General features: G+C 60.2%; 19 protein-coding genes and 1 riboswitch. Of the genes, 5 read left to right on the top strand and 14 right to left on the bottom strand.

Annotation, left to right across the window (positions count from 1 at the left end):
* Positions 1-357 precede the first annotated feature (357 nt).
* Positions 358-598: riboswitch (cobalamin riboswitch) on the bottom strand.
* Between the two features lie 255 nt (positions 599-853).
* The 4 genes from ACO06O_RS02820 (at position 854) to ACO06O_RS02805 (ending at position 5,590) form a co-directional block, all read left to right on the top strand.
* Positions 854-2,392, top strand: a complete 1,539-nt coding sequence (locus ACO06O_RS02820; protein ID WP_421876057.1) for an ABC transporter substrate-binding protein — start codon at positions 854-856, stop codon at positions 2,390-2,392.
* A gap of 98 nt (positions 2,393-2,490) precedes the next feature.
* Complete coding sequence (locus tag ACO06O_RS02815; protein WP_421876055.1) at positions 2,491-3,381, top strand: ABC transporter permease; 891 nt, start codon at positions 2,491-2,493, stop codon at positions 3,379-3,381.
* A complete protein-coding gene (locus ACO06O_RS02810; protein ID WP_421876053.1) occupies positions 3,378-4,163 on the top strand; it encodes an ABC transporter permease in 786 nt (261 codons plus the stop codon). The genes ACO06O_RS02815 and ACO06O_RS02810 overlap by 4 nt, the downstream gene beginning before the upstream one ends.
* A complete protein-coding gene (locus ACO06O_RS02805) occupies positions 4,160-5,590 on the top strand; it encodes an ABC transporter ATP-binding protein (RefSeq protein WP_421876051.1) in 1,431 nt (476 codons plus the stop codon). Before ACO06O_RS02810 ends, ACO06O_RS02805 begins: the two co-directional genes overlap by 4 nt.
* Before the next feature lie 139 nt (positions 5,591-5,729).
* Here the strand turns inward: ACO06O_RS02805 and ACO06O_RS02800 are convergent, their stop codons facing one another.
* Genes ACO06O_RS02800 through ACO06O_RS02775 form a run of 6 tightly spaced genes read right to left on the bottom strand, consistent with a single transcriptional unit; the run spans position 5,730 to position 13,862 of the window.
* Entirely contained in the window at positions 5,730-7,229 is a 1,500-nt protein-coding gene (locus ACO06O_RS02800) for a sugar ABC transporter ATP-binding protein (protein WP_421876049.1), read from the bottom strand.
* On the bottom strand, positions 7,226-8,326 hold the full coding sequence (locus tag ACO06O_RS02795; protein ID WP_421876047.1) for a hypothetical protein: 1,101 nt from the start codon (positions 8,324-8,326) through the stop codon (positions 7,226-7,228). The genes ACO06O_RS02800 and ACO06O_RS02795 overlap by 4 nt, the downstream gene beginning before the upstream one ends.
* Entirely contained in the window at positions 8,323-10,440 is a 2,118-nt protein-coding gene (locus ACO06O_RS02790) for an ABC transporter permease (RefSeq protein ID WP_421876045.1), read from the bottom strand. Before ACO06O_RS02790 ends, ACO06O_RS02795 begins: the two co-directional genes overlap by 4 nt.
* 18 nt (positions 10,441-10,458) lie before the next feature.
* Positions 10,459-11,472, bottom strand: a complete 1,014-nt coding sequence (locus tag ACO06O_RS02785) for a sugar ABC transporter substrate-binding protein (protein ID WP_421876043.1) — start codon at positions 11,470-11,472, stop codon at positions 10,459-10,461.
* A gap of 47 nt (positions 11,473-11,519) precedes the next feature.
* Positions 11,520-12,512, bottom strand: a complete 993-nt coding sequence (locus ACO06O_RS02780; protein ID WP_421876041.1) for an ABC transporter permease — start codon at positions 12,510-12,512, stop codon at positions 11,520-11,522.
* A 30-nt stretch (positions 12,513-12,542) separates the two neighbouring features.
* Positions 12,543-13,862 carry a hydroxymethylglutaryl-CoA reductase, degradative gene (locus ACO06O_RS02775; RefSeq protein ID WP_421876039.1) on the bottom strand — a complete coding sequence of 440 codons (1,320 nt, stop codon included), beginning with the start codon at positions 13,860-13,862 and terminating at the stop codon, positions 12,543-12,545.
* Between the two features lie 312 nt (positions 13,863-14,174).
* Between ACO06O_RS02775 and ACO06O_RS02770 the strand changes: the two genes are divergently transcribed.
* Positions 14,175-15,554 (top strand): PLP-dependent aminotransferase family protein, encoded by a 1,380-nt coding sequence (locus tag ACO06O_RS02770; protein WP_421876037.1) that lies wholly within the window; start codon positions 14,175-14,177, stop codon positions 15,552-15,554.
* Positions 15,555-16,018: 464 nt separating this feature from the next.
* Here ACO06O_RS02770 and ACO06O_RS02765 read toward each other — a convergent pair whose 3' ends face one another.
* The 8 genes from ACO06O_RS02765 to pcaH all read right to left on the bottom strand — a co-directional run bounded on the left by ACO06O_RS02765 (position 16,019) and on the right by pcaH (position 24,030).
* A complete protein-coding gene (locus ACO06O_RS02765) occupies positions 16,019-17,548 on the bottom strand; it encodes an ATP-dependent helicase (protein WP_421876035.1) in 1,530 nt (509 codons plus the stop codon).
* The gene (locus tag ACO06O_RS02760; protein ID WP_421876033.1) at positions 17,545-19,305 is read right to left on the bottom strand and encodes an ATP-dependent nuclease; all 1,761 of its coding nucleotides are present in this window, start codon (positions 19,303-19,305) and stop codon (positions 17,545-17,547) included. Before ACO06O_RS02760 ends, ACO06O_RS02765 begins: the two co-directional genes overlap by 4 nt.
* A 349-nt stretch (positions 19,306-19,654) precedes the next feature.
* Positions 19,655-20,023 carry a DoxX family protein gene (locus ACO06O_RS02755; RefSeq protein WP_421876031.1) on the bottom strand — a complete coding sequence of 123 codons (369 nt, stop codon included), beginning with the start codon at positions 20,021-20,023 and terminating at the stop codon, positions 19,655-19,657.
* Positions 20,024-20,150: 127 nt separating this feature from the next.
* Positions 20,151-21,062: an EamA family transporter gene (locus ACO06O_RS02750; RefSeq protein ID WP_421876029.1), complete on the bottom strand. Its 912-nt coding sequence runs from the start codon at positions 21,060-21,062 to the stop codon at positions 20,151-20,153.
* Between the two features lie 174 nt (positions 21,063-21,236).
* A complete protein-coding gene (locus tag ACO06O_RS02745; RefSeq protein WP_421876027.1) occupies positions 21,237-21,908 on the bottom strand; it encodes a 3-oxoacid CoA-transferase subunit B in 672 nt (223 codons plus the stop codon).
* Positions 21,905-22,627, bottom strand: a complete 723-nt coding sequence (locus tag ACO06O_RS02740) for a 3-oxoacid CoA-transferase subunit A (protein ID WP_421876025.1) — start codon at positions 22,625-22,627, stop codon at positions 21,905-21,907. Before ACO06O_RS02740 ends, ACO06O_RS02745 begins: the two co-directional genes overlap by 4 nt.
* Before the next feature lie 55 nt (positions 22,628-22,682).
* A complete protein-coding gene (pcaG, locus tag ACO06O_RS02735) occupies positions 22,683-23,282 on the bottom strand; it encodes a protocatechuate 3,4-dioxygenase subunit alpha (protein ID WP_421876023.1) in 600 nt (199 codons plus the stop codon).
* Between the two features lies 1 nt (position 23,283).
* Positions 23,284-24,030 carry a protocatechuate 3,4-dioxygenase subunit beta gene (gene pcaH / locus ACO06O_RS02730; RefSeq protein WP_421876435.1) on the bottom strand — a complete coding sequence of 249 codons (747 nt, stop codon included), beginning with the start codon at positions 24,028-24,030 and terminating at the stop codon, positions 23,284-23,286.

Genomic DNA, 24,030 nt, shown 5'->3' with positions numbered 1-24,030 from the left:
TCCTGGCGACCGTTTTCATGTGCTCCCTCCAATCGGTTGATGCCGACAGGAAGAGCCGCGAGGCAGTCATCGCCCCGACGAATCGAAACCGGGATGGGAAACAAAATCCGATACGACCAAGGCGAACCGGTGCCCCCAGCCCGGCGCGACACGCCCTGGTCGATGCATACCGGACCGCGGCCCGTCCAAATCGACGGTCCACGTCCTGAACGGGTTCGGCTTTGACGTGAGAGAGCGTTGGCGGAAATCGCCGTCGTCACACCTCACGGGCCGCGTCCCATTCGCCAGACGCACCTAGCAAGGCGCCACCGCGAACGGGATCAAGCCCGCGCCCCCGGCAATCCCCGACCGGAAGCAAAGGTGACGCGGCCTCTGGCAGGTCTCCTGGCTCGCGGGTCAGGGACGGGCGGCCGGTCTTCCCGACTGGGCACCCGATCAGGGCCCGGTCAGTGACCGTCACTTGGCCGCCGTCTCGCCGCTCACAGTTGCGGGGACAGCCCCGGATCGCGCGTCCCTGTTGGGTAATGCGCTACCGGTGTTCCCTTTTAATCCCCCCAGCCTGATGCCGGTCAGGGGAACCAAGGGCCACATCCAAATTCGTACATCGTCAAATCCTATCGGCGCAAGGCCAATGACGAATGCTGCAACATGGTGCGCGTCCAAGTCGGCGAAGAACCAGATTGGAACACACAATATTCAGAGAGAGCTGCTTGCAAATTCAATGTTATGATATAACGTCCGGCTCAAATTCACACTAGAAACCGGAAGCCGAAGTATCTCGCAGACTCGAGATCTGATCCTCGTTCCGCCCGCCAATCCAACATCCCTTGATTCCCTTCCCATGGAGGTACACATGCGTGCGTTCACCAAAGCAATGTTCGGCGCGGCTATCGGCGCCGCCGCCCTGATCGCTACAAGCACGGCATCGACGGCACAGGGCCGGACCGACGTCGTCGTCGCCGCGCCCTGGCACGTCAACGGCATGGACCCTGCCTCGGACGGCTACACGTTTCAGCGGATGGAGGTTGCCGAAACCCTGGTGGATGCCGGGATTGACGGACAGTTGCGCCCGGGCCTCGCAACCGAATGGCAGGTCGGCGGCGATGGTCTGGTCTGGCGCTTCCAACTGCGCGACGGCGTCCGGTTCCATGACGGTACAGAGTTGAGCGCGGATGCCGCCGTGGCCAGCCTGAAGCGCGCTGTGACGCAACCCGGCGTCCTGCAGAACCTGCCGATTGCGGAGATCGCCGCCGATGGCGATGCGGTTGTGATCCGCCTTGCGGAGAAGTTTGCCGCATTGCCTGCTGTCCTGGCGAACTATACGGCCCTCATCCTGGCTCCGGCGTCGTTCGACGGTGACGGGAAGGTGGTTTCCGTGATCGGCACCGGCCCGTTCCAGGTGGCACAGATCGATCCGCCGAGCTCCCTCAGCCTGAAGCGGTTTGACGGCTATTGGGGGGAGGCGGCCCATCTGGAAGCCGCCCGTTACATCTCCACGTCCCGGGCGGAAACGCGGGCGTTGATGGCCGAAAGCGGCGATGCCGATCTCGTCTTTACCCTGGACCCGGCCGGGTACAGCCGACTCAGCCAATTGGAGCCGGTCGAGGTCAAGGCGGTCCCGATCCCTCGCACGATCGTCCTCAAGCTCAATCTTGCCCATCCCGCGCTGACGGAGGCGGAAGCGCGCCAGGCGCTCAGCCTCGCGATCGATCGCGACGGTATCGCCGCGGGCATTCTGCGCTTCCCCGACGCCACGGCCAGCCAGTTGTTCCCGCCGGCCCTTGCCGACTGGCACGATCCGACGCTGACACCGCTGGCCTACGATCCGGACACCGCGCGTCAGTCGCTTGCCGCCTTGGGCTGGGCGCCGGGCGAAGACGGCATTCTCGTTCGCGACGGGATGCGCTTTGCGTTGACGTTGCGGACATTTCCCAACCGCCCGGAACTGCCGCTGATCGCAGCCGCGCTGCAGGATCAGTGGCGCCAGATCGGGGTGGCGCTCGACATCTCCGTCGGCAATTTTTCCGAGATCCCGTCCGGGCATCAGGACGGCTCGCTCGATGTCGCCCTGTTCGCGCGCAACTATGGCCTGACGCCGGACCCCGTCGTGAACGCGGCGGAAGATTTCGGGGCCGGTGGCGCGGATTGGGGTGCCATGAACTGGGATGCGCCCGACGTTGCCGAAGCGCTGGCCAAGGCACGGGCGGAAAGCGATCCTGCGACGCGCGGTCCTGCGATAGATTTGGCCGTGGCGGCCGTTCACAAGGATCTGCCGGTCGTTCCGATCGCCTGGTACACCCATACGGTGGCCTATCCCGACGCCCTGCAGGGCGTGATCGTCGACCCGCTGGAACGCAATTACGAATTGTCGAAACTGCGGTGGGCCGAATGACGGTCCGGTCCGGATTTTTACCGGATTCGATCCGGAATTCGGGGCCTCTCGCGACGCTCGGGCGCTTGGCGCTCGGGCGTCTCGTCCAGGCCTTACTGGTGGCGCTCGTCATCGGCATCGTCAGCTTTGCAATGATGGAGGCGTTGCCGGGAGACGCCGCCTATCGCATCGCAGCCGGCCGGTATGGCTATGACATGCTGACCGGTGCAGCGGCGGAACAGGTCCGGATCGAGTTGGGGCTCGACCGGCCGGCCTGGCAGCGAATCGCGGATTGGGTCGGCCATATCCTGATGCTGGATCTGGGCCGGTCGGCCGTGACGGGCGATCCGGTTGCGCATGCCTTGTCGCATCAACTGGGCCATAGCATCGCGTTGGCCGTCGGCGCACTTCTCTTCGCATTGGTCATCGCCGTGCCAACGGGCACCTTGGCCGGACTGCGACCCGGCGGTGCGTTCGATCGTATCCTTGGGGGGCTGACGGTCGTGTTCAGGGCGCTGCCGGCCTTTCTTCTCGGCATTATCCTGATGCTCTTCTTTGCGGTTCAACTCGGCATTCTGCCCGCCGCCGGACACGGGCATGGCGGGCACTTGCTTCTGCCATCCCTGACCCTCGGGATCGTCCTGGCAACTGTACTCAGTCGCGTTGTGCGTAACGCCGTCGCCGAAACGGTCGCCAGCGAGGCATTTCAGTTCGCTCGGCACAAGGGGCTGTCGATGGGCACAGCGCTTCGGCGGCACGGCGCGCGCAATGCCGCTGTGCCGGTGGTCGCGTATCTCGGTGTTCAGGCCGCTCTCCTGGTTGAAGGTGTGGTCGTGGTCGAGAGCATTTTCGCCTGGCCCGGTATCGGCCATGCGCTGACCCATGCAATTTTCGAACGCGACGTGCCGATGCTTCAAGGCACCGCGCTGATGCTGGGTCTTGGCTTCGTGCTTCTGAGTTTCACCGTCGAGGTGATCTGTCTGGCACTGGATCCGCGGAGGCGGGCATGAGGGCGCTGCGCATTGCAGGTATTGCCGGTCTGACGGGGCTGGCGATTGTAACCGTCCTTGGGCCGGACATCACCGGCTATGATCCCGCGCGTCAGGATCTGCGGGCGATCCTTGTTCCGCCTGGAACCGGCGGGCACATGCTCGGCACGGACCATCTCGGACGCGATCTTGCCGCGCGCCTGCTGGGCGGCGCACAGATCACCCTCGGTCTGGCCGGGTTCGCAGTGGCCAGCGCGGCATTTCTCGGTGTCTCTCTGGGTGTCGTCGCGGGCTGGCGCGGCGGATGGGTCGACCGGCTCTTCGGACTGCTTTCGGATTCCGTGTTGGCACTGCCGGGTCTGCTGCTGGTTCTGCTGCTTGCGGCGATCCATCCGAACAGCTGGTGGACCCTCTATATCGGGCTCTCCTTGACGCTGTGGGTGGAATTCTTCCGCGTCACCCGCGTGCGGACCCGGATCGTGGTTGCGTCTCCCGCCGTGGAAGCGGCCGAGCTTCTCGGCCTGGGCAAGTGGCATGTCCTGAGGCGTCATCTGGTTCCGGATTTTGCCGACCAACTGCTGACCCTGGCCGCATTCGGGGCCGCGACGGTCGTTACGGCGCTCGCCACGCTGGGTTTCATCTCAGTCGGTTTGCGTCCGCCGACCCCGGAATGGGGCGTCATGATGGCGGAAATGATGCCGAGTTGGCGCGAGGCCCCGTGGGCGATCGCGGCGCCGGTCCTTTGCCTGGCGTTTACCGTGCTCAACCTGCGCTTTGCCGCGGGCGTGGAGGAAGAACGATGAGTCTGGCTGTTGACGATCTGGAAGTAAGGGTCGGGTCGAAGCGCCTGGTAACCGGCATCGGCTTTACCGCCGCGCCCGGACGGGCACTGACAATTCTGGGCGAAACCGGCGCTGGAAAGAGCCTCATCGCCCAGGCGGTGATGGGGGCCCTTCCCAAAGGGCTGGATGCGTCGGGGGCGGTCCGCCTGGACGAGAGGCGGCTCGATACACTGCCACGCCAGGACCGCGAGGCCCTATGGGGGCGCCGGATTTCCATGCTGCCGCAGGAACCCTGGCGGGCGCTCGATCCCCTGATGCGCAATGCGATCCAGGTTGCCGAGACCCATGTGGAACTGGCGGGACGGAGCTGGGCCGATGCCTTGTCACGCGCGCAGGCGTCGCTTTCGGCTCTGGGACTTCGCGCTACGGCGCTGGCCGGTCGTCCGGGTACGCTATCGGGGGGGATGGCGCAACGCGTTGCCTTTTCCGCGGCAACGGCGGCCGGTGCCGGCGTCCTGCTTGCCGATGAACCGACCAAGGGGTTGGATCCGGAATTGTGCGACGACGTTGTGGCCTTGCTGAAGGGCTTCGTGGACGGTGGCGGAATCCTGGTGACGATCACCCATGACGTTTCTGTCGCGATGGCCCTTGGCGGGGATGCGATCATTCTGCGCGCCGGTGAGATCGTGGAAAGCGGACCGGTCGACAGGGTCCTGACAGCGCCGCAAAGCGCCTACGGGCGGGAACTGGTCGCCGCCGATCCGTCGAACTGGCCGGACTTTCCGCCGTCTGCCGGTGCCGCCAACGGGGAGCCGGTTCTTGCGGCGGAAAACCTTGGCATCGCTCGGGCGGGCCGAACCCTGGTGGACGGTCTGACATTCACGATGCAGGCCGGCGCCAGGCTTGCGGTCAGCGGACCGAGCGGGCTCGGCAAGACGACACTTGTCGACACGATGGCCGGTTTGATTTCGCCGTCCCAAGGCCAGGTGCGCCGCCTTGGCCGGGCCCGGTCCCGATTTGCCATACAGAAGCTCTATCAGGACCCGCCGGCCGCCTTTCCGCCACGCGTCACCCTTCGTGGCGGGTTCGAGGATTTGGAACGGCGTCATACGGTTCCGGCCGGCCGGTTGGTCAATCTGATAGAGCGGTTGGGGCTGACCCTCGACATGCTGGACCGCAAACCGGCCGAGGTTTCCGGCGGTGAATTGCAGCGGCTCGCCCTGGCGCGCGTCCTGGCGCTGCGCCCCGCCGTCATCCTGGCCGACGAGCCGACATCACGCCTGGATCCCGTCACGCAGCGCGCCGTCATGGAAATGATGACCGACGTGGCGGCGGAGACCGAGACAGCGATCCTTCTGGTCACTCACAGCGCTCACATCGCCAGCCATTGGGCAGACCGGACGATTTCTCTCGAGCAATTCGCCTCCCGCGCCGATCAAGCCGCCTAAGGTCAGACACTCGAACCTCAAACGGCTCAAGGAGCTACCAAACGAATGGCTGGTGCAACGCCATCCCTTGAACGATGTTGCTAGCTTCATCGTCTTTTTTCGTTGAAGCATCCGGGACGGGATACTTTCGCCGTCCGGCCTAGTGCACCGCGGCATACATGATCTTCTCTTCGGTCGCCTCTTCGATCATCATTTCTTCGACAATACGGCCTTGGCGAGCGACGAGGATACGGTCAGACAGATTGAGGATTTCCGGTAGGTAGGACGATATGACGACGATTGCGGCGCCGGCATCCGCCAAGCGTTCGATTGTCTGGTGAATCTCCGCGATAGCACCAACGTCCACACCGCGCGTCGGCTCATCGAAAATGACCACCGACGGTTCTTGGATCAGCGATTTTGCGATCACAACCTTCTGCTGGTTCCCACCGGACAATTCGACCACTTTCGCATCATTGCCGATCGCCCGCACCTTCAAGCGTTCGATCCATTCCTGGGCCTGGCGCTGTACATCGTCCATCTTTACGAACTCCACCGGGTTGGCGCCGTTGGCAAGTTTCCCCTGATAGACGTTCTGCATCACACCCATCGTGGTGAATAGACCGTCGTGTTTCCGATCTTCCGTGACATAGGCTATGCCTCTGCTGACCGCTTGTCGCGGCACACGGAAACGGACCGGCGTGCCGTTCAGCCGGACCACGCCGCCATGGAAGAAATCGCGTTTCAATACGCCGGCGGCGATCTTCATCATCTCTGTCCGACCCGCCCCAACCAGGCCGAACAGGCCCGTCACCTGACCTGCGAAGACCGATAGAGTGGCGTTGCGCACCGCCTTCCCCATGGAAAGGTTCTCGATGGCCAGCACCCGGTTCCCGGGGGTACGGGCGATCCGCTTTCTTGCGCCTGACCCGTAAAGCTCATCCGTCAGTTGCCGTCCGACCATGGCCTGAATGATGGAATCCCGGGTGAAGGTCGCCGCATCGTTCGTCACGACCAGCTCTCCGTCTCGCAAGATGCTGATCCGATCGGCGACGCCCAACGCTTCCTCCAGCGCATGGGAAATAAAGATGATGGATGCGCCTTCACTTTTCAGCCGGTCCATCAGATCGAAGAAATGCTGCTTTTCCTCGGGCGTCAGGGTCGCTGTCGGCTCGTCGAAAATAAAGATCCGCGCCTTGTGATGGACGGCGCGCGCGATCTCCACCATCTGTTTCTTTGCCGCGCCCAGGCTGGAGACCAGCGCCGTCGGTTCGACATGAAAGTTCATCCGCTGCAGATGTTGCTGTGCCTGGATGTTGATCCCACGGATGCGATTGAAGAATTTCTCGTCCCCAAGGAAGATGTTCTGCGCGACGGTCATGGAGGGCACGAGGTTCGTTTCCTGAAACACCATTGCGACGCCATGTTCCATGGCCTCGGCGGGAGATGCAAAGGACAGAGACTTTCCGTCCAGCAGCATTTCGCCGGATGTCAGCGGGTAAAGCCCGGCAAGAATCTTCGTCAATGTCGACTTGCCAGCCCCGTTTTCCCCCAGCAGAGCGTGGACCTCACCTTGACGCAGGGTGAAATTCACATTCTTGACCGCAGGATTGCCGCGAAACGACTTGGTCGCATTCTTGAAAGCGACGACATCCGTCATTGCATACACCCCCCGTCGTCGACCAGGCGCAACAATTGGCCCGCCCCCTTGGAGATCGCGAATACGGCATCACCCCACTCGCAGAGTGCCGTAACTCCGTGCCGCGCCCCATCCGCGCGGCTGTGCCAGCTTTCCAGCGGCGTCATCGACCCGTCGCACCGTACAGCCAGCCCATAGGATCGGGACGGAGCCCACGGTTTCAGGATGCCCATTTGGCGGACGGACCCCTGCTGCAGCGGCTGATTGGGGTCTTCGGTCTGGCGCAGGTCCGGCCCGACCCATTCGGACGGGTCGATTGTTTCCATCATTTCCAACCGGTACTCGTCCTCGATCAGGATCATCTCAAAGAGCTGACGCCGCGGCGCGAAAAGGGCCAGCAAATAGCCTCCGCCCGCCGAGGGAACGATCCGCGCCGGATAGGCGGGTAGGTTCGACAGTGTCGGCACAGAACTGCCACCATTGGCACCAATCTTCACGACCCGATGCCGCCAACTTTCGCTTACCGCAAGATCGCCGGTTTCCATCGGAGCTACGCCATAGGGAAATGCCAAGCCGTCCGCCAGAATACCAACGGATGCACCATCGGCCGCAACGGACAGCACACATCCCGATGCGCCGTGTTGCATCAGATCCTTTTTCCATTCCGAAGCCGGATTCTGTGTCGACCCGACGCAGAGCGCCAATCGGCCGTCGGGCACAAAACATCCGGCGGTCAGACAGCGGGCCTGGTTGTCCGGAAGGCCCACGCCGCGCCACGAACCTGGTCGTCCGATCCGCAGGCCGCTTTCCTCAGTAGCCAGTGCCAGTGCCCCGTCCGAGCGTCGCGCCAGAAATGTGATGGGCCCGTCCAGCCGGTCGAGTACTTCGAACTGCGGGTTGTCCGAATCGAAGGAAATACGAACGAGCTCGTTGCCGGCGCTGCACAGAAATCCGTCCGCGGTCGGAACGATATCGTCCAGACCTTCGGCCCGGGCGATAAGCTTCGCTATTTCCAGCCGATTGTTCGGTTTGAACATGTTGTCCATCGGCGGAACGCTGATGCCCGTATCGCTGAACCCCAGAAGGTTCCGCACAAGGGAGGTGATCAGTTCGGTCATCCCGCACCCCCCCAATAGTCGCCCGAGGCGGTCCAATTCGGATCGGCGTCGGCGATACGCACACGTCCGACACGATTGTTCGAAACGCCGCCGAGGAACAGATAGCCGCGATGCTCGCGCATCGAAGTGATGGAGGGGTGTTTCTCCCCGCCGGCGTCCCAGTAGGAATCGGTGATAACGCCGTCGGCGGTCATACGGATGACACAGCCGCGATTGATGTTCGGGAACAGCCAATCGTCCGCCGCGATCCGCTTTGCCATGCGCCGCCGGAATCCGGGCTTCCGCATAGCCAGGTCGAAAGTCTTCGTGCGCATCCCCAGGAGAGCTACCCAATAACCGCCGTTGGACGCACGGTTAATGTTGTCGGGATAGCCGGGAAGGTTGTCGACGAAGGTTTCTCGCTTTCCCTTCTTCGGACCGTCGAACCAATAGCGCGTGATGCGACAGGCCCAGGTCTCTGCAAACAGCAGTGACTGGCCGTCGCGGCAGATCGTGATCCCGTTTGGGAATACCAGGCCGCGCAGCAGCGTGCGCGTTGTCCCTGTCTTCGGATCGAAACACAGCAGGCGCCCATTGCCGCGCCCCTCCAATGCGTCCACTGCCCATTCCGACATCTCGTAGCGGATCGTGGCCTCGCTGAAGAAAATCCGGCCATCCGGTGCGATATCCAGATCATCCGGAAGGCGTAGGCGGGAATCATCGATGATCGAGAGGGCGCTGCGGTTGGTTTCGTCCGTCACCTTGTGCACCGTCCGGTCCGGCGTCACCCGATAGACGCCCATTCCCCCTGCACAGGTAATAAGATCTCCGTCCCGAGTGAAGGCCAGGCCAAGCGGATGGCCGCCAACCCGGGCGAAGATCTCGTGCCGTTCGTAGTCGGGCGCAAAGAAGCGCACGATATTGCCGTGGCGCGTCCCGGTATAAAGGTTCCCATCGCGGTCCAGAATGACGTCCTCAGGCCCTTCGACCGCGCCGAGACCGATTTGCTGTGCATCGCCCAAGCGGTCGTTTACCGCCAATACCGGATCTTCCGCGACCGGCACGCGATCCTTCAACGCCAGATAGGTTGGCGAGACATAGACCTTGCTTAGAATCTTGCCGCGGTTCTTGACCCATTTTGCGTCAAACAGAACCGCCGCGATCAGCACCACGCCCAGGATCAATTGATTGAGCGATCCGGGTACCGCCATTCGGATCAGGCTGTTGCTGAGGATCAGCACCAGCACGGTCCCGATTATGGCACCGCCTACGGACCCGCGACCACCGCCCAACGAGACCCCACCGAGGACGACGGCGGTGAGGATAGCAATTTCAAGCCCAATTCCGGTATCGGCTCCCGTGCTGCCCAGCCGGGCCGAAAACAGGAAGGCTGCCATCGCCGTCAGGACACCTGACGCCGCATAGGCCATGCAGACCGTTAGCTTCACGTTGATCCCGGCGTTGAATGCCGAGCGGCGCGCGCCGCCGACGGCCCTTAACCGCCAACCGGGTCGCATTCGCGACAAGACGATATGCACGGCCAATGCGATCACCGTGAAGACCAGGAAAGAGATAGGGATTCCGACAAAATTGCCGAAACCGATGTAATCCCAAAGAAACGAGGATGGCATGCTGGCGACAATGGAACTGGCCAGTTTCGGGAAAACGATGTCGTAGACCGCCCGAAAAATGACAAGGGTCACCAGCGTCGTGATAAAGGCGCGGAGCCGAAGGTATCCGACCAGCACCCCGTTCAGTAGACCGCAGACCAGCCCAACCCCCAGAGTGGCCGTCAGGGCGATGCCGATAGGCACCCCCAATACGTTCATGCAGACAAGGGCCGTCAGGACAGTCAGCGCGAACATGGATCCGACCGACAGGTCGATGCCGCCGGACAGGATCACGATCGTCAGTGCAATCGCGATCAGCCCGAACTCAGCCACTTGCCGGCCCAGATCCGCCATGTTCCCGGCCGACAGGTAGCCGGGGATCAGGGCGGTCATCACCAGAACCGTGACCGCCAGCACAAGCGCCGGGATGACGTTGTCTATCCAGCTCTTGGTCAGAAGTTCACCGAACAGCCGATCCGGAACAAGCCGGTATCGAAGCCGGAGAAGCGTATCGCTGGCGGCCATGATCCTTACTCGCTCTTCTTACTGCAGGTCTTCGAGAGTCCAGCAATTGCGCTGGTTAACATCGTCCTTTGTGATCAGCGTCAGCGGGTTGAAGTACATTGCCTTCGTTTCACTCGCATCCGCATCGGACCGCAGCAGCCGCGCGATTTCCGCGTTCAGGATGTCGCCCTGGAGCGGCACATTGTAGCTGATATAGAGACTGAACAGACCTTTGGAGACGTTCTCGCAACCGACCATGTTGCCGCCGCCACTGGTGACCAGGAAAACCTGATCGCCCTTGCCGGCTTGCTGAATGGCGGAGGCCGTACCAGTGTCCTGGTTGTCCCATATCCCGATGGCCCCGCACAGATCCGGATGCTGCTGCAGCACGGTCTCCATGATGGAACGCGCCTTCTCCGGATTGTATTCCGTCGCCTGCTGCGAGACGACTTCGATTTCCGGGTACTGGTCCAGAACGCGGTAGATTCCATCCAACTGGAAGACGTCAGACGCGGCCGTCGGAACGCCCGTGTCGATCGCAACCTTGGTGGAAACACCCTTACCCTGGGCGCAACGATCGACGACGGCCAGAGCGGCCTGTTCCCCGATTTCCGTCCAGTCGGCACCGACATAGGAGTCTGTCTGCGTGTTCGATTCGAGGTTGATCTGAACGACCTTGATGCCTTCGGCCTGCGCCCGGGCCAACAGTCGGGCATAGGACTGAATGTCTGGGTTATGGGCGACGATCAGATCCGGCTTTTCACCAATCAGGGACTGTAGCGCGCGGGTGCCGGCATCGGTGCTCCACGCGGGATCCCGGATTTCGAAATTGTAATTCAGGCGGTCGGCCTGCTGGCGCATTTTCGCGGCCCAGCCTTCCGTCAGATCGAAGCCCATGGACAGCGGCAGGAACACCACGTTCTTACCTTCCAGTTCTCCATGGAAGGCCGTGCTGCGAGGGTTTTCCAACCCCTTGTTTTGGGCCTGCGCGGCAAAGGGAACACAGACGACCCAGGCAAGGACCATCATTTTGACCAGTATCGACTTACGCATAATGTCTCTCCCTCATTTTAGTTAACTGTTCTTGTTACGCATTTTCGTCACAGGTCGCCCTGCTGCGACGTTTGTTCGTCGCGCGGGTTGACCAAGGAATCGATGATGATTGCCAGGAGCAGCACTACGCCCTTCACGAGGTTCTGGACCGTGAAGGGGATGTTCATGATCGTCATACCGTTCAGAAGGATTCCGACGAACATCGTCCCCAGGATGACGTTTCGGACCTTCCCATGCCCGCCGTTCAAACCGATACCGCCCAGAACGACGACAAGCAGGATGTCGTAGATGAAGGTTGAGTTGTAGAGCCGCGCATTGATCGCCGAGGCCGAAGACGCCAGGATCAGGCCTGCGCAGAAGGCGACGAACGCACTTATCGCATATTGCGCGACCACCATCGGCCGGAAGGGCACGCCGGTGATCTTTGCCGCTTCCGGATTGTTGCCCATGGCATACAGCTGCCAACCAAACCGGGTGCGACTCAACAGGATATGGGCAACGACGCACAGGGCCGCGAAAGCGACAACAGTGACTGGAATACCGAGTATCCGGCCTTGGCCGATCAACGCGAACCAGTCTTCGCCCGGCGGGACGTTCTGCATTTCGAGTGTAAAAAAGAAGGTACGACCGAGGCCATAGATGATCGAACCCGCCGCCAGGGTCGCAAAGATCGGAGGCACCTCGCCAATCGCGATGACGAGTCCGATGATGATGCCGGCCAGCAATGCAAACCCGACCCCGATCAGCAGCGCAACCTCCAGAGGATAGCCGGATCGTGATAGGGCGAAGGCCCAGGACACGGAAACGACCATGGTCGCAACCATCGAAACGTCTATCCCGCGCCCAACGACGACCAGGGCCATGCCGAGCGCGAGGATGCCGAGGATCGATACACTACGGATCAATGTAAGCAGGTTCCCCGGACTGAAGAACGCCGGCAGGAACAGCGCGAAAGCGATGAAGGCAAGCAACGCCAGCAAAAAGACGATGCCTTCCTGGCTCTTCACAATAGACGCGAGTTTGGGCGCCAAGGATCGCATGGGACCAACCCTCCTCATCCCGCGACGGCTCTACTGGCCCGTCAGGCGGCGGAGGATTTCCTTCGCCCGGTCGACGCGAACGTCGTGACTTTCGGCAAGTTCGCCGGCCACGATCTCAATCTGGTTTCCGGTAGCCCCGGCGACGATGGCGATGTTCCGCGCATGAAGGGTCATGTGACCGCGCTGAATTCCTTCACTCGCCAATGCTCGGAGCGCCGCCATATTCTGTGCAAGCCCAACCGCCACGGTGATTTCGGATAACTCCTGAGCCGATTTCACTCCCAGCAATGCCAAAGAGGCCTGGGCTGCCGGATGCGTGCGAGTGGCCCCGCCGACGAGGCCCAGTGCCATCGGCATTTCAATGCTGCCCACCAGCGTATCGTTGCCACGCACTTCCCAGCGCGTCAGGGAAGTATACCGGCCGTCGCGCGCGGCCCAGGCATGGGCCCCGGCCTCGATCGCCCGCCAATCGTTCCCCGTCGCCACAACGACGGGGTCTATCCCGTTCATGATCCCTTTATTGTGGGTCGCGGCACGGTAAGGATCGACAATCGCCATCGCACAGGCCTCGACGATACCCTGGGCGATCCGATCGCCCGAGTATTCCTTCGTCGCCAGCGACTCGAAAGTCAGTTCCACTCGCGCGCGAGCCAACCGCCGATCCGCTAGGTTCGACAGAATGCGAAGCCGAACCACCCCCCCGGTGACCGCTTCGATCATCGGCGCCACGGCCTCTGCCATCGTGTTGACCGTGTTTGCCCCCATCGCGTCACGAACGTCGACCAACAGATGCATCACGACCATCGGACCGACGGGCGACGTCTCAAAAACGTTCACTTCAATATCCCGGCATCCACCGCCCAACTCGATCAGAACCCGGTCTTGCTCATTCGCGGCTGCGACGATTTCGTCGCGATGCTCAAGGATCCGCTGACGTACCCCGTTCGGATCCCGGACGCCGAGAATCTGGACTTGGGCGATCATCACCGGTTCGGTGCTGGATGTCCGAAAGCCGCCATTGTCCCGCGCCAGCTTCGCCATGAATGATGCGGCGGCGACAACGGACGGTTCCTCCACAGCCATGGGGATCAGGTAGTCGCGGTCGTTGATTGTGAAGTTCGTCGCCACGCCGATCGGCAGTTCGAACGTACCGACGACATTTTCGATCATCCCGTTCGCCAATGGCAGGGGCAGCACCCCGCCACCACGCAGCGCATCGGTGTCCGATTGGCTGAGGCCGGTGATTTCGGCAAGTTTCTTCAGTCGTTCCGACGGGTCGAGATCGCGGAAGCCAGTGATCCGCGAATTGACCTGCCGGCGCGGAAATTCCGCATCGGTACCAACGCCCACGTTATCCTCCCTACCTTGCGCCGGATTGGTTCCGACGACGTTGTCACCAATCTGACACCGACCTCAGGACCGCTCGCAAGGCACAGATCCAAGAAACGTCCCTATACTGTACCAGGCACAGATTTCCGCACTGCACCATGGGCCGGCTTGCCAATATGGAGTGGAACAGCCAATAATTTCATTTGCGGAGAGGGAGGCGGCAAGGGCGATGCCGGGGCGATATGGCTGCGAAACCTTCTTCGGATTTCCGTCGGCCGATCCGACGAGACGGCTTTTGGAAATCAGATAACATATTGTTTAGAAAATAGAAAAATGACCCTAACCGAATCCATTGTGGAAAAGCTGACGAAGCGGATCGATAGTGGCGTGTTGGCGCCCGGAAGCCGTCTGCCATCTATCCGGCGCGCCGCCGAAGAGTTCGAGGTTTCCAAGAACACCATTGTGGAAGCCTATGATCGTATGGTTGCGGCGGGCTTGATTTCCTCCCGACGAGGGTACGGATTTACGGTCGCAGATAGGTACACCCAACTGGCGTCCGAACGCTCCCAGCATGTGGCCGAGGCGGTGGATATTGCCTCCTTGTTGAGCGCGCAGTTGGAACAGAACTATTCGATCCGGGTCGGCGACGGCCGCCCGCCCGCCTCATGGACCGAAGAATCCGAATTGCAACGCCATCTCGGTCGGTTCAAGCCGCCCGCCTCGTCTCGCGAAGACGGATACGGTTCGGCCATGGGATATCTCGGTCTGCGAGACCGGCTGGCGATGAACTACATGGACCGGGGGGTAGAGGTCGGGACCGACGGAATACTTCTGACCTTCGGGGCCAATCATGCGCTCGACCTCGTGATTCGCCGATTGCTCCTTCCTGGCGACACGGTCCTGGTCGATGACCCTGGGTATTATCCCCTCTTCGCAAAGCTGAAACTTTCGCAAATTCGGATGGTCGGCGTGAACCGGCTGTCGACAGGACCGGATATCGACGATCTGCGCCAAAAGGCGGAGCGAGAACGCCCAAAGATTTTTTTTACCCAGTCGTTGGCGCATAATCCAACGGGCGGATCGATGACCCTGCCAACCGCTCACGCGGTTCTGACGCTTGCGGAACAGCACGGCTTTACCGTTGTAGAAGACGAGCCATTCCTGGACCTGCCGACCGTGAACGGGCCGTTCCTGGCGCAACTGGATCAGTTGCAGAACGTGATCCACATCGGCACCTTCTCCAAGACGTTGTCCGCCAGCCTGCGCTGCGGCTACGTTGCCGCGCGGCCCGACGTCATCGCTTCCCTGGCCGAATTGAAGATGCTGACCAGTGTCAACAGTTCCAGTTATGTCGAACGCCTCGTTCACGGCCTTCTGACCGACGGTCACTATTACCGGCACCTGAAGCGCCTGTCTCAACGCATTCGCCGGGCAACCGATGTGGTTACTCAGAACTTGGAGCGGATCGGGTTGTCTACCCTGTCGCCGCCGTCCGGGGGCTATTATGTCTATCTTCGTTTCCCACCCGGGGTCGATGACATGCAATTGGCCCGGCAGGCCATCGGCGAAGGAATCTTCACCGCACCGGGCAGCCTATTCTGCGTCGATCGAAAGCCGAACCGGTCCGGCATGCGGGTCAATGTCGCCTGGGCGGAGTCGCCGCGCTTCTACGACTTTCTCAACCTTGAAATTCAAAATGTACTATCGCGGTGATCCGCTCCCAGATCCGGAGGAGCTATCGGGGCTTATGGCAAGACATTTGCCAAGATTAGCCGGATTCATCGCCGGCAGACACGTCTCCGGCAAACGGCACATCCGAGTTAACCCGGAAGGCCGGGCTGCTGAGGCAGATCTGCTCAATACGGCAAAATCGGGAGACTTGTCGGTTCTCAAAAACGCTGCCTGTCACGACGTCAGTAAATCAATCACTTAACGGAAATCGTCTCACCTGATAAATCGCCGCGTCTCAGAAACGCCACACTTTGTGGCTTCCCCCAAAACCGCCGAGAACATAAAGGGATTTCAGAAGACTTGTTCTCATTCTTTCGGGTTTGATTAAGTCCGGCTTTTACACAGAACCGGGACCAATTTAATCCCGCCAGTTGGTGACCGATTAGCCATTAACGGACTCTCTCGAAATGTGGAGGAACCTCCAGAGTCCATGTCAGTCCGAGTAACTAACTAAGCCTGATAAGAGGGCTGGGGTTGGTGCGCGGTACCACAAGTCTCAACGAATGTTTCGCTCGGGTTAAAGCGACATACAACATGCACCGTTTGTAGGGAGTATCTCTAAAATTCTGATCGTCACACGGTATGAGCATGGAGTGATCACACTCCAGACCCTTTGCCTTGTGAATACTGCTGATTGTTTTCGATGGAGGTGAGGGGCGGACATAGGCCCGTTTGCGAGAAATCTCTGCAAATGCGCCCTGAGCGCTCGGATATCTATCCAGTTGCTTCGCTTCGTTGAACTCGGTGCGGTAGTCAATATACACTGCATCGAATCCTGCGGCTCTTTGATTGATTAACTCGCCGATAAGGCGGATGGCGGCGCTCGCTCCTCTGTGATCCGGAAATTCGAGAACGCACTTGGCAATGAGTTGGATATTGGCCGGCTTGCCAGTCGTCGATTTGGCGCAGCCGTTTCGGACCTCCTGGATCAGCCTCCTACCATGACTGCTCTCGCTAAAGCCCTTGGCGGTAGTACTAACGAAGGCAGCCAACGCTGCGGCTATGGCTTCAGCATTTCCCGCGCGCTCGTCTAAGGCAGAGACGAAATCGGCCAAAGCATTGCGGGTATGCCCTTCCCATATCGGGATGGAACGATTCCAGAAACTTCGCAGTCCACGGGCAAGATCGGTCTGGGCCGTGAGGATCATGAGTTGAGATTGAGATTGTACATTCTGATCGATTTGGCGCCGATCTTCTTGTGAAAGCATATAGAGGCCGTGTGTTTGAGCGGTGTTGTCGGCTCGTATGATTTGCACGGAGCGAGGCACATTGCTCGTGAGATCGATGGGATTCCCGTTTTCAAGATTCTCACGCGCTTTCCGGAGCCAATGCCCCAGTTCCCGATCTCCGTCCTCCCACCGATGTGGATGGTCGAGACGATCCCACGCTGCTTCGGATTTCAAGGTTTCCCAGCGCTCTCGATTGGCCCTGGCGGCTTTTGCTGATTTTGTGTCGTAGATGCTCTGTAATGGGTCGCCGAACACACGCAGCATGGCTCCGCTTCGGTGTAGTGCCATCACGACCGCATGCTGGTCGGGAGAGGAATCCTGGTGCTCGTCACAGACGATGAAGGGATATCGGCAGGCGAGGGCGCGCGCCACCATTGGCCTATTGCCGAGGAAGGAAGCGACCTTAGACGCCATGATGCCGAAGCCTTTGCCTTCGTCTTGCCAAGCCCACGCTGACACATCGGCGGGTAAATCGAGCACGGCATGGTAGGCGGTAGCGATCTGAGCGATGAGCGCGTCGATGGTCTTGATCTCGACGGAGCGTCCTGCTCCTGCGGTACGTTCCGCGAATACGGTGCATGCTGCATGGGTGTGAGTGAGGATTAACAGTCGGCCCGATCCAAGGGTCACTGCGAGATCACGAGCGTATGCTGCACCCTGGTATGTCTTCCCCGCGCCTGCTGCCGCTTCAATCACGACAAGAGGCTCGTCGGATCTCAGGAGTGCGGCCACGCTTTCATCGCTCATGGCTGAAGGTCGTCGCGTTCTTGCATCTCCGAAGCTCGCAAGACCGCATTGATCAGAGGCATCAACGACGGACGCAGGTTAGGCCATGCGCCACCGGACAACATCCTCTTGGCCAACTCACGTCCACCAGCCTCGGATTTGAACCAGCACCGGGCATGTGCTTTCCACTCCTTCTCTGAACCTTCAGGAGCGCCGTCTTTGTCGCCGGTTGCCGCGGCGATGATGAGCGTGCGCAGGCTTGTTCCTGTCGCATCTAACGCTTGTCGGATTTTGTCCAGGCTCTTGTCCTGCGAACCGAGCCGATCGGCTAGTGTCCGCAGACGCAGACCATCTTCGGCACCGTCTGTGTCAGTGACCAACTTGCCCAGTTGATCGTCCGGTATGTTGGCGATCACCTGCTCTTCCGTGCATCCCGTCGGCCATTGGAGCAGTGCATCGCCAAGTTGATCCTTTAGCGCCTTCCATCGTTCAGGATTTCGACCTTCGTTGTCAGCAAGCCCGCAGAAAAGAAGGCCGCTGGAGGAGAGCGCTTCGAGTAGGCCGAGAGTCGCGTCATTGCCCTGCCCGTCGCAGACCCGAACGCCACGGTCTAGTGGCTCGCCTGAAAAAGCACATTCTAGAAGATATCGAAGGAACCCTACTTCGGTTGCGCCTTCAGCGATCACGGCAACCCGTGAAAGGAAAGTTTCTGGATCACGACGCTGTTGCTGCTCGATCTTATGACGGGGCAGCGGTCCAATTTGCCCACAGCTATCGAGATACCAGAGATCTGCCTTTTCGGTGCAGGCGATCGCGACTGCGCTGTGTGTTGTGACAAAAGACTGGCAGAAGGAACCGATTACACTGCCTATGAGCTTGCGCAGGCGATACGGCTCTAAGCCACGCTCAATTTCGTCGATCGCAGCTATGCTGGTGTTAGTCCGATTCACCGACGCTGTTTCAAGGGCGGCCATTCGGCGTGTCCCTGCTCCCCAGCTGGATAAGGGAAGGTCGGTATCGTCTTTCTCGGCGTGAAGCCCGATAAGCGCGCCGATTGATAGGCCGTGGGTTGTCGTCAACCCGAGTGACAAACCGTGCGGGAGCGAGGCCTTCTCGAAGCGCGCGCTTAGGTCGTCAATGCTTTCTCTGCCGTCATCCCCCAACGGCGCGTTCAGATCGATCTTTGAGACCTCCTTGCCGATACGCGCGCGAAGGGACACATCTGAGAACAACCGATCTAATGCGGATCCGTAAACTAGGCGTAGATCGCGGTCATTGCGATCATCCCCACTCAGTCTAACAAGACCAACCGCGCGCCGGATTCCGGTCGTGAGAGAGTCCGCATCGCCGTTCGGCTGGACTAACTCCCACAACAGTTCAAGCTCAGTTGTCCCACGGAGTCGGAACCAATACACGGGATTGTCTGGGGGCGCATCGGCATCGCCCCCCACGTCTGTTGGCAACACCGCATTCTGACCGTCCCAGTTCCATGGCCATGCGAATTTCGGCTGTGTGCTCATTTCCGATGATTCCGGAAGAGAGAAAACGCCGTCGATGCAGAATTCCTCGGAAGCGTCACGCTGCCAATAGTCGGACTCGGAGACGATGGTTGAGTTAGAAGGGCTCAGGAGAAGGCCGATCGCCTCGAGAATGGTCGTTTTGCCGGTGTCTCCGCCCCCAATTATGACGTTCATACCGTTTGCAGGTTGCCAACAGAAGTCCTTCAATCCCCGAAAACGGCTGATAGAGAGCTTTCGTAGGATAGGTGCTTCCGTCATCGAGCAATCTTTCAATTAGTCTCATACTGTTTCACAGTTCACTGGTATCACGTTTTGATTGAAATTTAATCCACCTTGCTCTTGGTGTCGCCAAAGAGTCCGCTCCGAGTCAGCTGTGAGCCTGGTTCCGACCGCCCCTCGCCGACGACCGATAGCCAGGAACGGACGATCCGGACAATAGTAACAACACAGGCGCCCGTCAGACGAATTCTTGGGGCCGTACTTTATGGAACTGATTGCATGCGGGCCCATTTCTGGGGGAACGGTTGAAGGGACGCCGAGAGCAACAAAACCGGGCGGGGAACCGTCAAGTGTATGCCTCACCTCATCATTTTAGCATTTCCTGACGCTAGTCCCGGCCGGACGGAGCTTGGTTTTGCAGCCTCGACAACCAGACCATCAAAATCAGGCATCCCAGCACGCCAAAGGGTGCAAGAGCATTGCCGAACTGTCTGTGAAACAGAAGTGTCGCCGCGGCAGCGGTCATAACCGCACCGCCGACGACACACCCGACGAGGCGTGTCGCGGGTAGAAGTAGCAGAACGGCAACGCTCCATTCCATTGCCCCCGTGACATAGTGGAACCAGGCCGGGTACCCCCATCTCTTGTAGTCAGCCAGTACCGCCGCGGAAGGGAAGAGGTTCAGGGTCCCTCCAAGTACAAAGAAGGCCGAGAGCAATACGGCCAGGACGTGATGCCAGGGGAACTTCTTCATCATGGATACCTCTTCCGTGTTGATACCAGGCGCACCTGATTTACAGGCTGTTGGTTATGGCGCGGGTGTCTGCCCCGCACGAACCAGCAAGAATGAGCAAGCGGGCTCCAGCCCCGGTCTCCAACCTCATTTACCCAAGAGCGACAAGGGAGACGCCGATACTGGCCAGGATTGTCGCTGCCACGATGTAACGACCGGGACGAGGCTCCGTTTTCAGCAAAAAGGCGGCAAGGTAGATCCCAACGAAAATCTCTGTCGTACCGATTATCGCCACAACGGCCACGGCGGTGTACTTCAGAGCAAAGAAAAGCAACAACTGGCCCAGGGACATTGAGATTGCCGCTATCCATTGCCAGGTGCCCGTATCGCTCAGAACCCGGAACAGGCTGTTACGAAATCCTCTGCTGAATGGCGCGGCACCGACGTACCAAACAACCCCAGTCGCCGCGCCGACCATCGCACCGAACGCAGCATCCGGGACATGCTCCATCGCTAGTTTTCGCGCCACATAGGCCAGGGCATAGAACAGGGCACACAATGCGCCGAGCATCGCCCCTGTCCGAATGCGGCCTTGGGTGAGCTGGGCGAAACCTCCGAAGTCTGCAGGCGCCTTCTCCCGCAATGTCAGCGCGACACTGACGAGTATGAGACCCATGCCGACTGCGGGGATCAGGCCATAGCGCTCCCCCAGAATCACGACCGCGAGTATCGTTGAAAACACAGGAATGAGCCGTCGCAGCAACCCGGCGCGAATGGCACCGGCGAGGGCGATCGACTTGAAATTCGTCAGACGCCCGAGCACCGTCGCCAGCACCCCCGACGCCACGAAGAAGGCAACGCCTGATATCAGGGCGTCCCCGTGCACAGGCAATCCTTCGACAGATCCACCGGCAAGCCAGACAATCGCGGCAAACAGCAATGTTAGCACGATCGACAGGAAGGCGCCGTTGTCACCCCGTGCTTGCGGCGCCCCTTTCGCTATCGCAGCACCAGCCAACCCGAAGAAAGCCGCCGATAGAAGGGCGAAGGCTTCACCTATCATCGATACCCGACGTTCTGATCCTGCTCTCTTGCAGAGCAATCCGTCAGTGACCCTGTCCTCTGCATAGGCCGCAGCATCGATTTGCCCGACATAGCGGGGAAAGAGGTTCTATTCCCCTTGGGATAAGCATGGAGTGGGACGGTTGCTTCCATTGTTTGGAAAGGCATCTATGGCTTAAACGTCAGCCGCGATAAGATCGCCCACCACGCCGTCGGTATGGAGCGTTGCGCCGGTCTGCGCCTGAAGATCTGTCAAAGAGATATCCGGAAGCTTCTCACGTAGAACAAAATGGCCGTCTTCGATATCGACGACGGCTAGGCTGGTATAAACCCGGGTAATACAGCCGACACCGGTCAATGGGAAGGTGCAGCGTTCAACCAGCTTGGGCTGACCATCCTTAGTGACATGTTCGGTGATCACGGCAACCCGTTTCGCGCCATGCACAAGGTCCATCGCACCGCCGACGGCCGGTACACCCTTGGAGCCGACACGCCAATTCGCGAGGTCCCCGTTTTGCGCGACCTGATAGGCGCCCAGAATGGCGACATCCAAATGCCCGCCCCGTACCATCGCGAAACTGTCGGCATGGTGAAAGAAGCTGGCACCCGGTTTCAGGGTCACCGCCTTCTTACCGGCATTGATAAGGTCCCAGTCCTCCTGCCCTTCCGGCGGCGCCTCGCCGAAGCCCAGGATGCCGTTCTCGGTGTGATAGACGGCCTGACGACCCGGCGCCTGATACTTCGCCACCATCTCCGGGAATCCGATACCCAGATTGACATAGGCGCCGTCTTCGATGTCCTGGGCCGCGCGCCAGGCGATCTGGGCGCTTGTCAGTTTCGCCGTCATTCGTATCTCACTCCCGCCCGAATCAGGGCCTCTTCCTGTCCCGGATCGGGCACTTCGACTACCGCATCGACGAACAATCCCGGTGTAACGACGGTCTCAGGATCGAGTTCGCCCGGTTCCATAATCCGGCTTGCCTGCACGATGGTCCGGGCCGAAGCCATACACATGATCGGGCCGAAATTTCTGGCGGCGTGGCGATAAGTCAGGTTGCCGTGCCGGTCCGCGCATTCCGCCTTCACCAGAGCGAAGTCCCCCTTCAGCCAGCGTTCCTGAACACACATCTTGCCGTCGAACTCCGCCGTCGGCTTCCCTTCGCCCACCTCCGTCCCGTAGGATGTCGGCGTATAGAAGGCGGGAATGCCGGCACCGCCGGCGCGAATCCGCTCTGCCAGTGTGCCCTGCGGGATTAGTTCCAACTCGATCTCGCCGGCAAGGTACTTCTCGGTAAAGGCACGCGGGTCCGATGATCGCGGGAAGGAACAGATCAGCCGCCGCACCATGCCTGCATCGATCATAGCGGCGAGGCCGACACGTCCGTTGCCGGCATTGTTGTTCACGACGACCAGATCGCCAGGGCTCCCGGTCGCCTTGTAACGGTCGATCAGCGCATGAATCAATTCAATCGGCGCGCCCGAACCGCCGAATCCGCCGATCATGACGGTCGCGCCGTCGGGAATGTCGGCGACCGCAGCCGCCAGACTTTCAATGCTTTTGTCCATATCTACGCCCGGATTGTAATTCGATTTCGGCTTTGGGAGACTGGAAGGTACTCCGTCACAGGTCGAAGAACACCGTTTCCCCGTCACCTTGCAGACGGATATCGAACGCGTAAACACCGTTCGACAGTTTGGTGGCGATCAATGTCGCGACCCGGTGCTTGTGTTCGATGCGCGACAGGATCGGGTCCGAGGTATTGTCTTCGTCATCGAAGTAAATCCGGGATTGAAGACCGGTATTGATGCCGCGGGCGACGATCCATACAGCGATATGCGGTGCCTGCCGCTTTCCATCCCGGTTCTTAGTGGACCCCGGCTTGATGGTCTTTAGGGTCCACTTCCCGCTTTCGGGATCGGCACAGACACGGGCCCATCCTGTGACCTTCGGATCGGCACCGTGCTGTCCGGGATAAAGACCGCGGGCGTCGGCCTGCCAGACTTCGAACATCGCGTCGCGAACGACCCCGCCGGTACCGTCGATCACCGTCCCGCTGATTTCAATCACCTCGCCACCGGCCCCGTCGTCGAAGGTCGACTGACCCAAGTCGTGTTGGTAGATGCCCGTCAATCCGGCATAGCCGGGCACGGTTCCAATGTGAACGAAGGGTCCTGCCGTTTGCGAAGACGTTTCCCGAAGCGTCGTCAGTTGCTGAACCATGTCACATACCTTCGGGCTTGTTGTCGAACAGGGTCTGACGCCGCCCGCGCAGCACGATATCGAACTTGTAAGCCAAGAAATCATGCGGTCTGGAATGTGCAAAATCGAGCGGCGCGACCAATTGGTCGATCCGGCCCCGATCCTTAACGGTCGCCACGATCGGGCAGCGGGCAATCAGAGGGTCGCCTTCGAAATACATTTGCGAGATTAGGCGCTGACCGAAGGCGGTTCCGAAGATCGAAAAATGAATGTGCATCGGCCGCCAGTCGTTGCCCCGGTTCGGCCAGGGATAGGCTCCCGGCCGCACCGTGAGGAACTGGTACCGCCCCTCGGCATCCGTCAACGTTCTGCCGCAGCCGCCGAAATTCGGATCCAGCGGCGCGAAATAGGTATCTTTGATGTGCCGGTAACGGCCACCGGCATTGGCCTGCCATATCTCGACCAGCGTATTAGGGACCGGTCTGGCATTTTCGTCCAGTACGCGGCCATGCACCAGAATCCGCTCCCCAACGGCGGGTGCCCCACCGCCGGTGAAGTTAACAATCAGATTATTGTCAAGCGGCCCGATACAATTGTGACCGAAAACCGGCCCAGTCTCCTCGGTAATTGTGCTCTCCATCGCCAATAGGGGCAAAGACGGGGAGCGCGTCACACTGGTTTTGTAATCCGGGTCATAGGCAACCGGATGAACCGACCTATCGCGCGGGATAAGTGGCCCGTCGGAGCAAGCGGAGGGTTGCTGCACCAT

Source organism: Pacificispira sp. (assembly GCF_965228185.1).
Taxonomy (GTDB): Bacteria; Pseudomonadota; Alphaproteobacteria; order UBA8366; family Aestuariispiraceae; genus Pacificispira.
Note: the sequence above shows the minus strand (reverse complement) of the source record. Positions and strands in the feature narration are given on the sequence as shown.

Bases quoted from the DNA above. Each gene is read 5' to 3' on its own strand.
- ACO06O_RS02820 (WP_421876057.1), top strand. From the start codon at position 854: ATGCGTGCGTTCACCAAAGCAATGTTCGGCGCGGCTATCGGCGCCGCC.
- ACO06O_RS02810 (WP_421876053.1), top strand. From the start codon at position 3,378: ATGAGGGCGCTGCGCATTGCAGGTATTGCCGGTCTGACGGGGCTGGCG.
- ACO06O_RS02805 (WP_421876051.1), top strand. From the start codon at position 4,160: ATGAGTCTGGCTGTTGACGATCTGGAAGTAAGGGTCGGGTCGAAGCGC.
- ACO06O_RS02800 (WP_421876049.1), bottom strand. From the start codon at position 7,229: ATGACGGATGTCGTCGCTTTCAAGAATGCGACCAAGTCGTTTCGCGGC.
- ACO06O_RS02795 (WP_421876047.1), bottom strand. From the start codon at position 8,326: ATGACCGAACTGATCACCTCCCTTGTGCGGAACCTTCTGGGGTTCAGC.
- ACO06O_RS02790 (WP_421876045.1), bottom strand. From the start codon at position 10,440: ATGGCCGCCAGCGATACGCTTCTCCGGCTTCGATACCGGCTTGTTCCG.
- ACO06O_RS02785 (WP_421876043.1), bottom strand. From the start codon at position 11,472: ATGCGTAAGTCGATACTGGTCAAAATGATGGTCCTTGCCTGGGTCGTC.
- ACO06O_RS02780 (WP_421876041.1), bottom strand. From the start codon at position 12,512: ATGCGATCCTTGGCGCCCAAACTCGCGTCTATTGTGAAGAGCCAGGAA.
- ACO06O_RS02770 (WP_421876037.1), top strand. From the start codon at position 14,175: ATGACCCTAACCGAATCCATTGTGGAAAAGCTGACGAAGCGGATCGAT.
- ACO06O_RS02765 (WP_421876035.1), bottom strand. From the start codon at position 17,548: ATGAGCGATGAAAGCGTGGCCGCACTCCTGAGATCCGACGAGCCTCTT.
- ACO06O_RS02760 (WP_421876033.1), bottom strand. From the start codon at position 19,305: ATGACGGAAGCACCTATCCTACGAAAGCTCTCTATCAGCCGTTTTCGG.
- ACO06O_RS02755 (WP_421876031.1), bottom strand. From the start codon at position 20,023: ATGATGAAGAAGTTCCCCTGGCATCACGTCCTGGCCGTATTGCTCTCG.
- ACO06O_RS02750 (WP_421876029.1), bottom strand. From the start codon at position 21,062: ATGATAGGTGAAGCCTTCGCCCTTCTATCGGCGGCTTTCTTCGGGTTG.
- ACO06O_RS02745 (WP_421876027.1), bottom strand. From the start codon at position 21,908: ATGACGGCGAAACTGACAAGCGCCCAGATCGCCTGGCGCGCGGCCCAG.
- ACO06O_RS02740 (WP_421876025.1), bottom strand. From the start codon at position 22,627: ATGGACAAAAGCATTGAAAGTCTGGCGGCTGCGGTCGCCGACATTCCC.
- pcaG (WP_421876023.1), bottom strand. From the start codon at position 23,282: ATGGTTCAGCAACTGACGACGCTTCGGGAAACGTCTTCGCAAACGGCA.
- pcaH (WP_421876435.1), bottom strand. From the start codon at position 24,030: ATGGTGCAGCAACCCTCCGCTTGCTCCGACGGGCCACTTATCCCGCGC.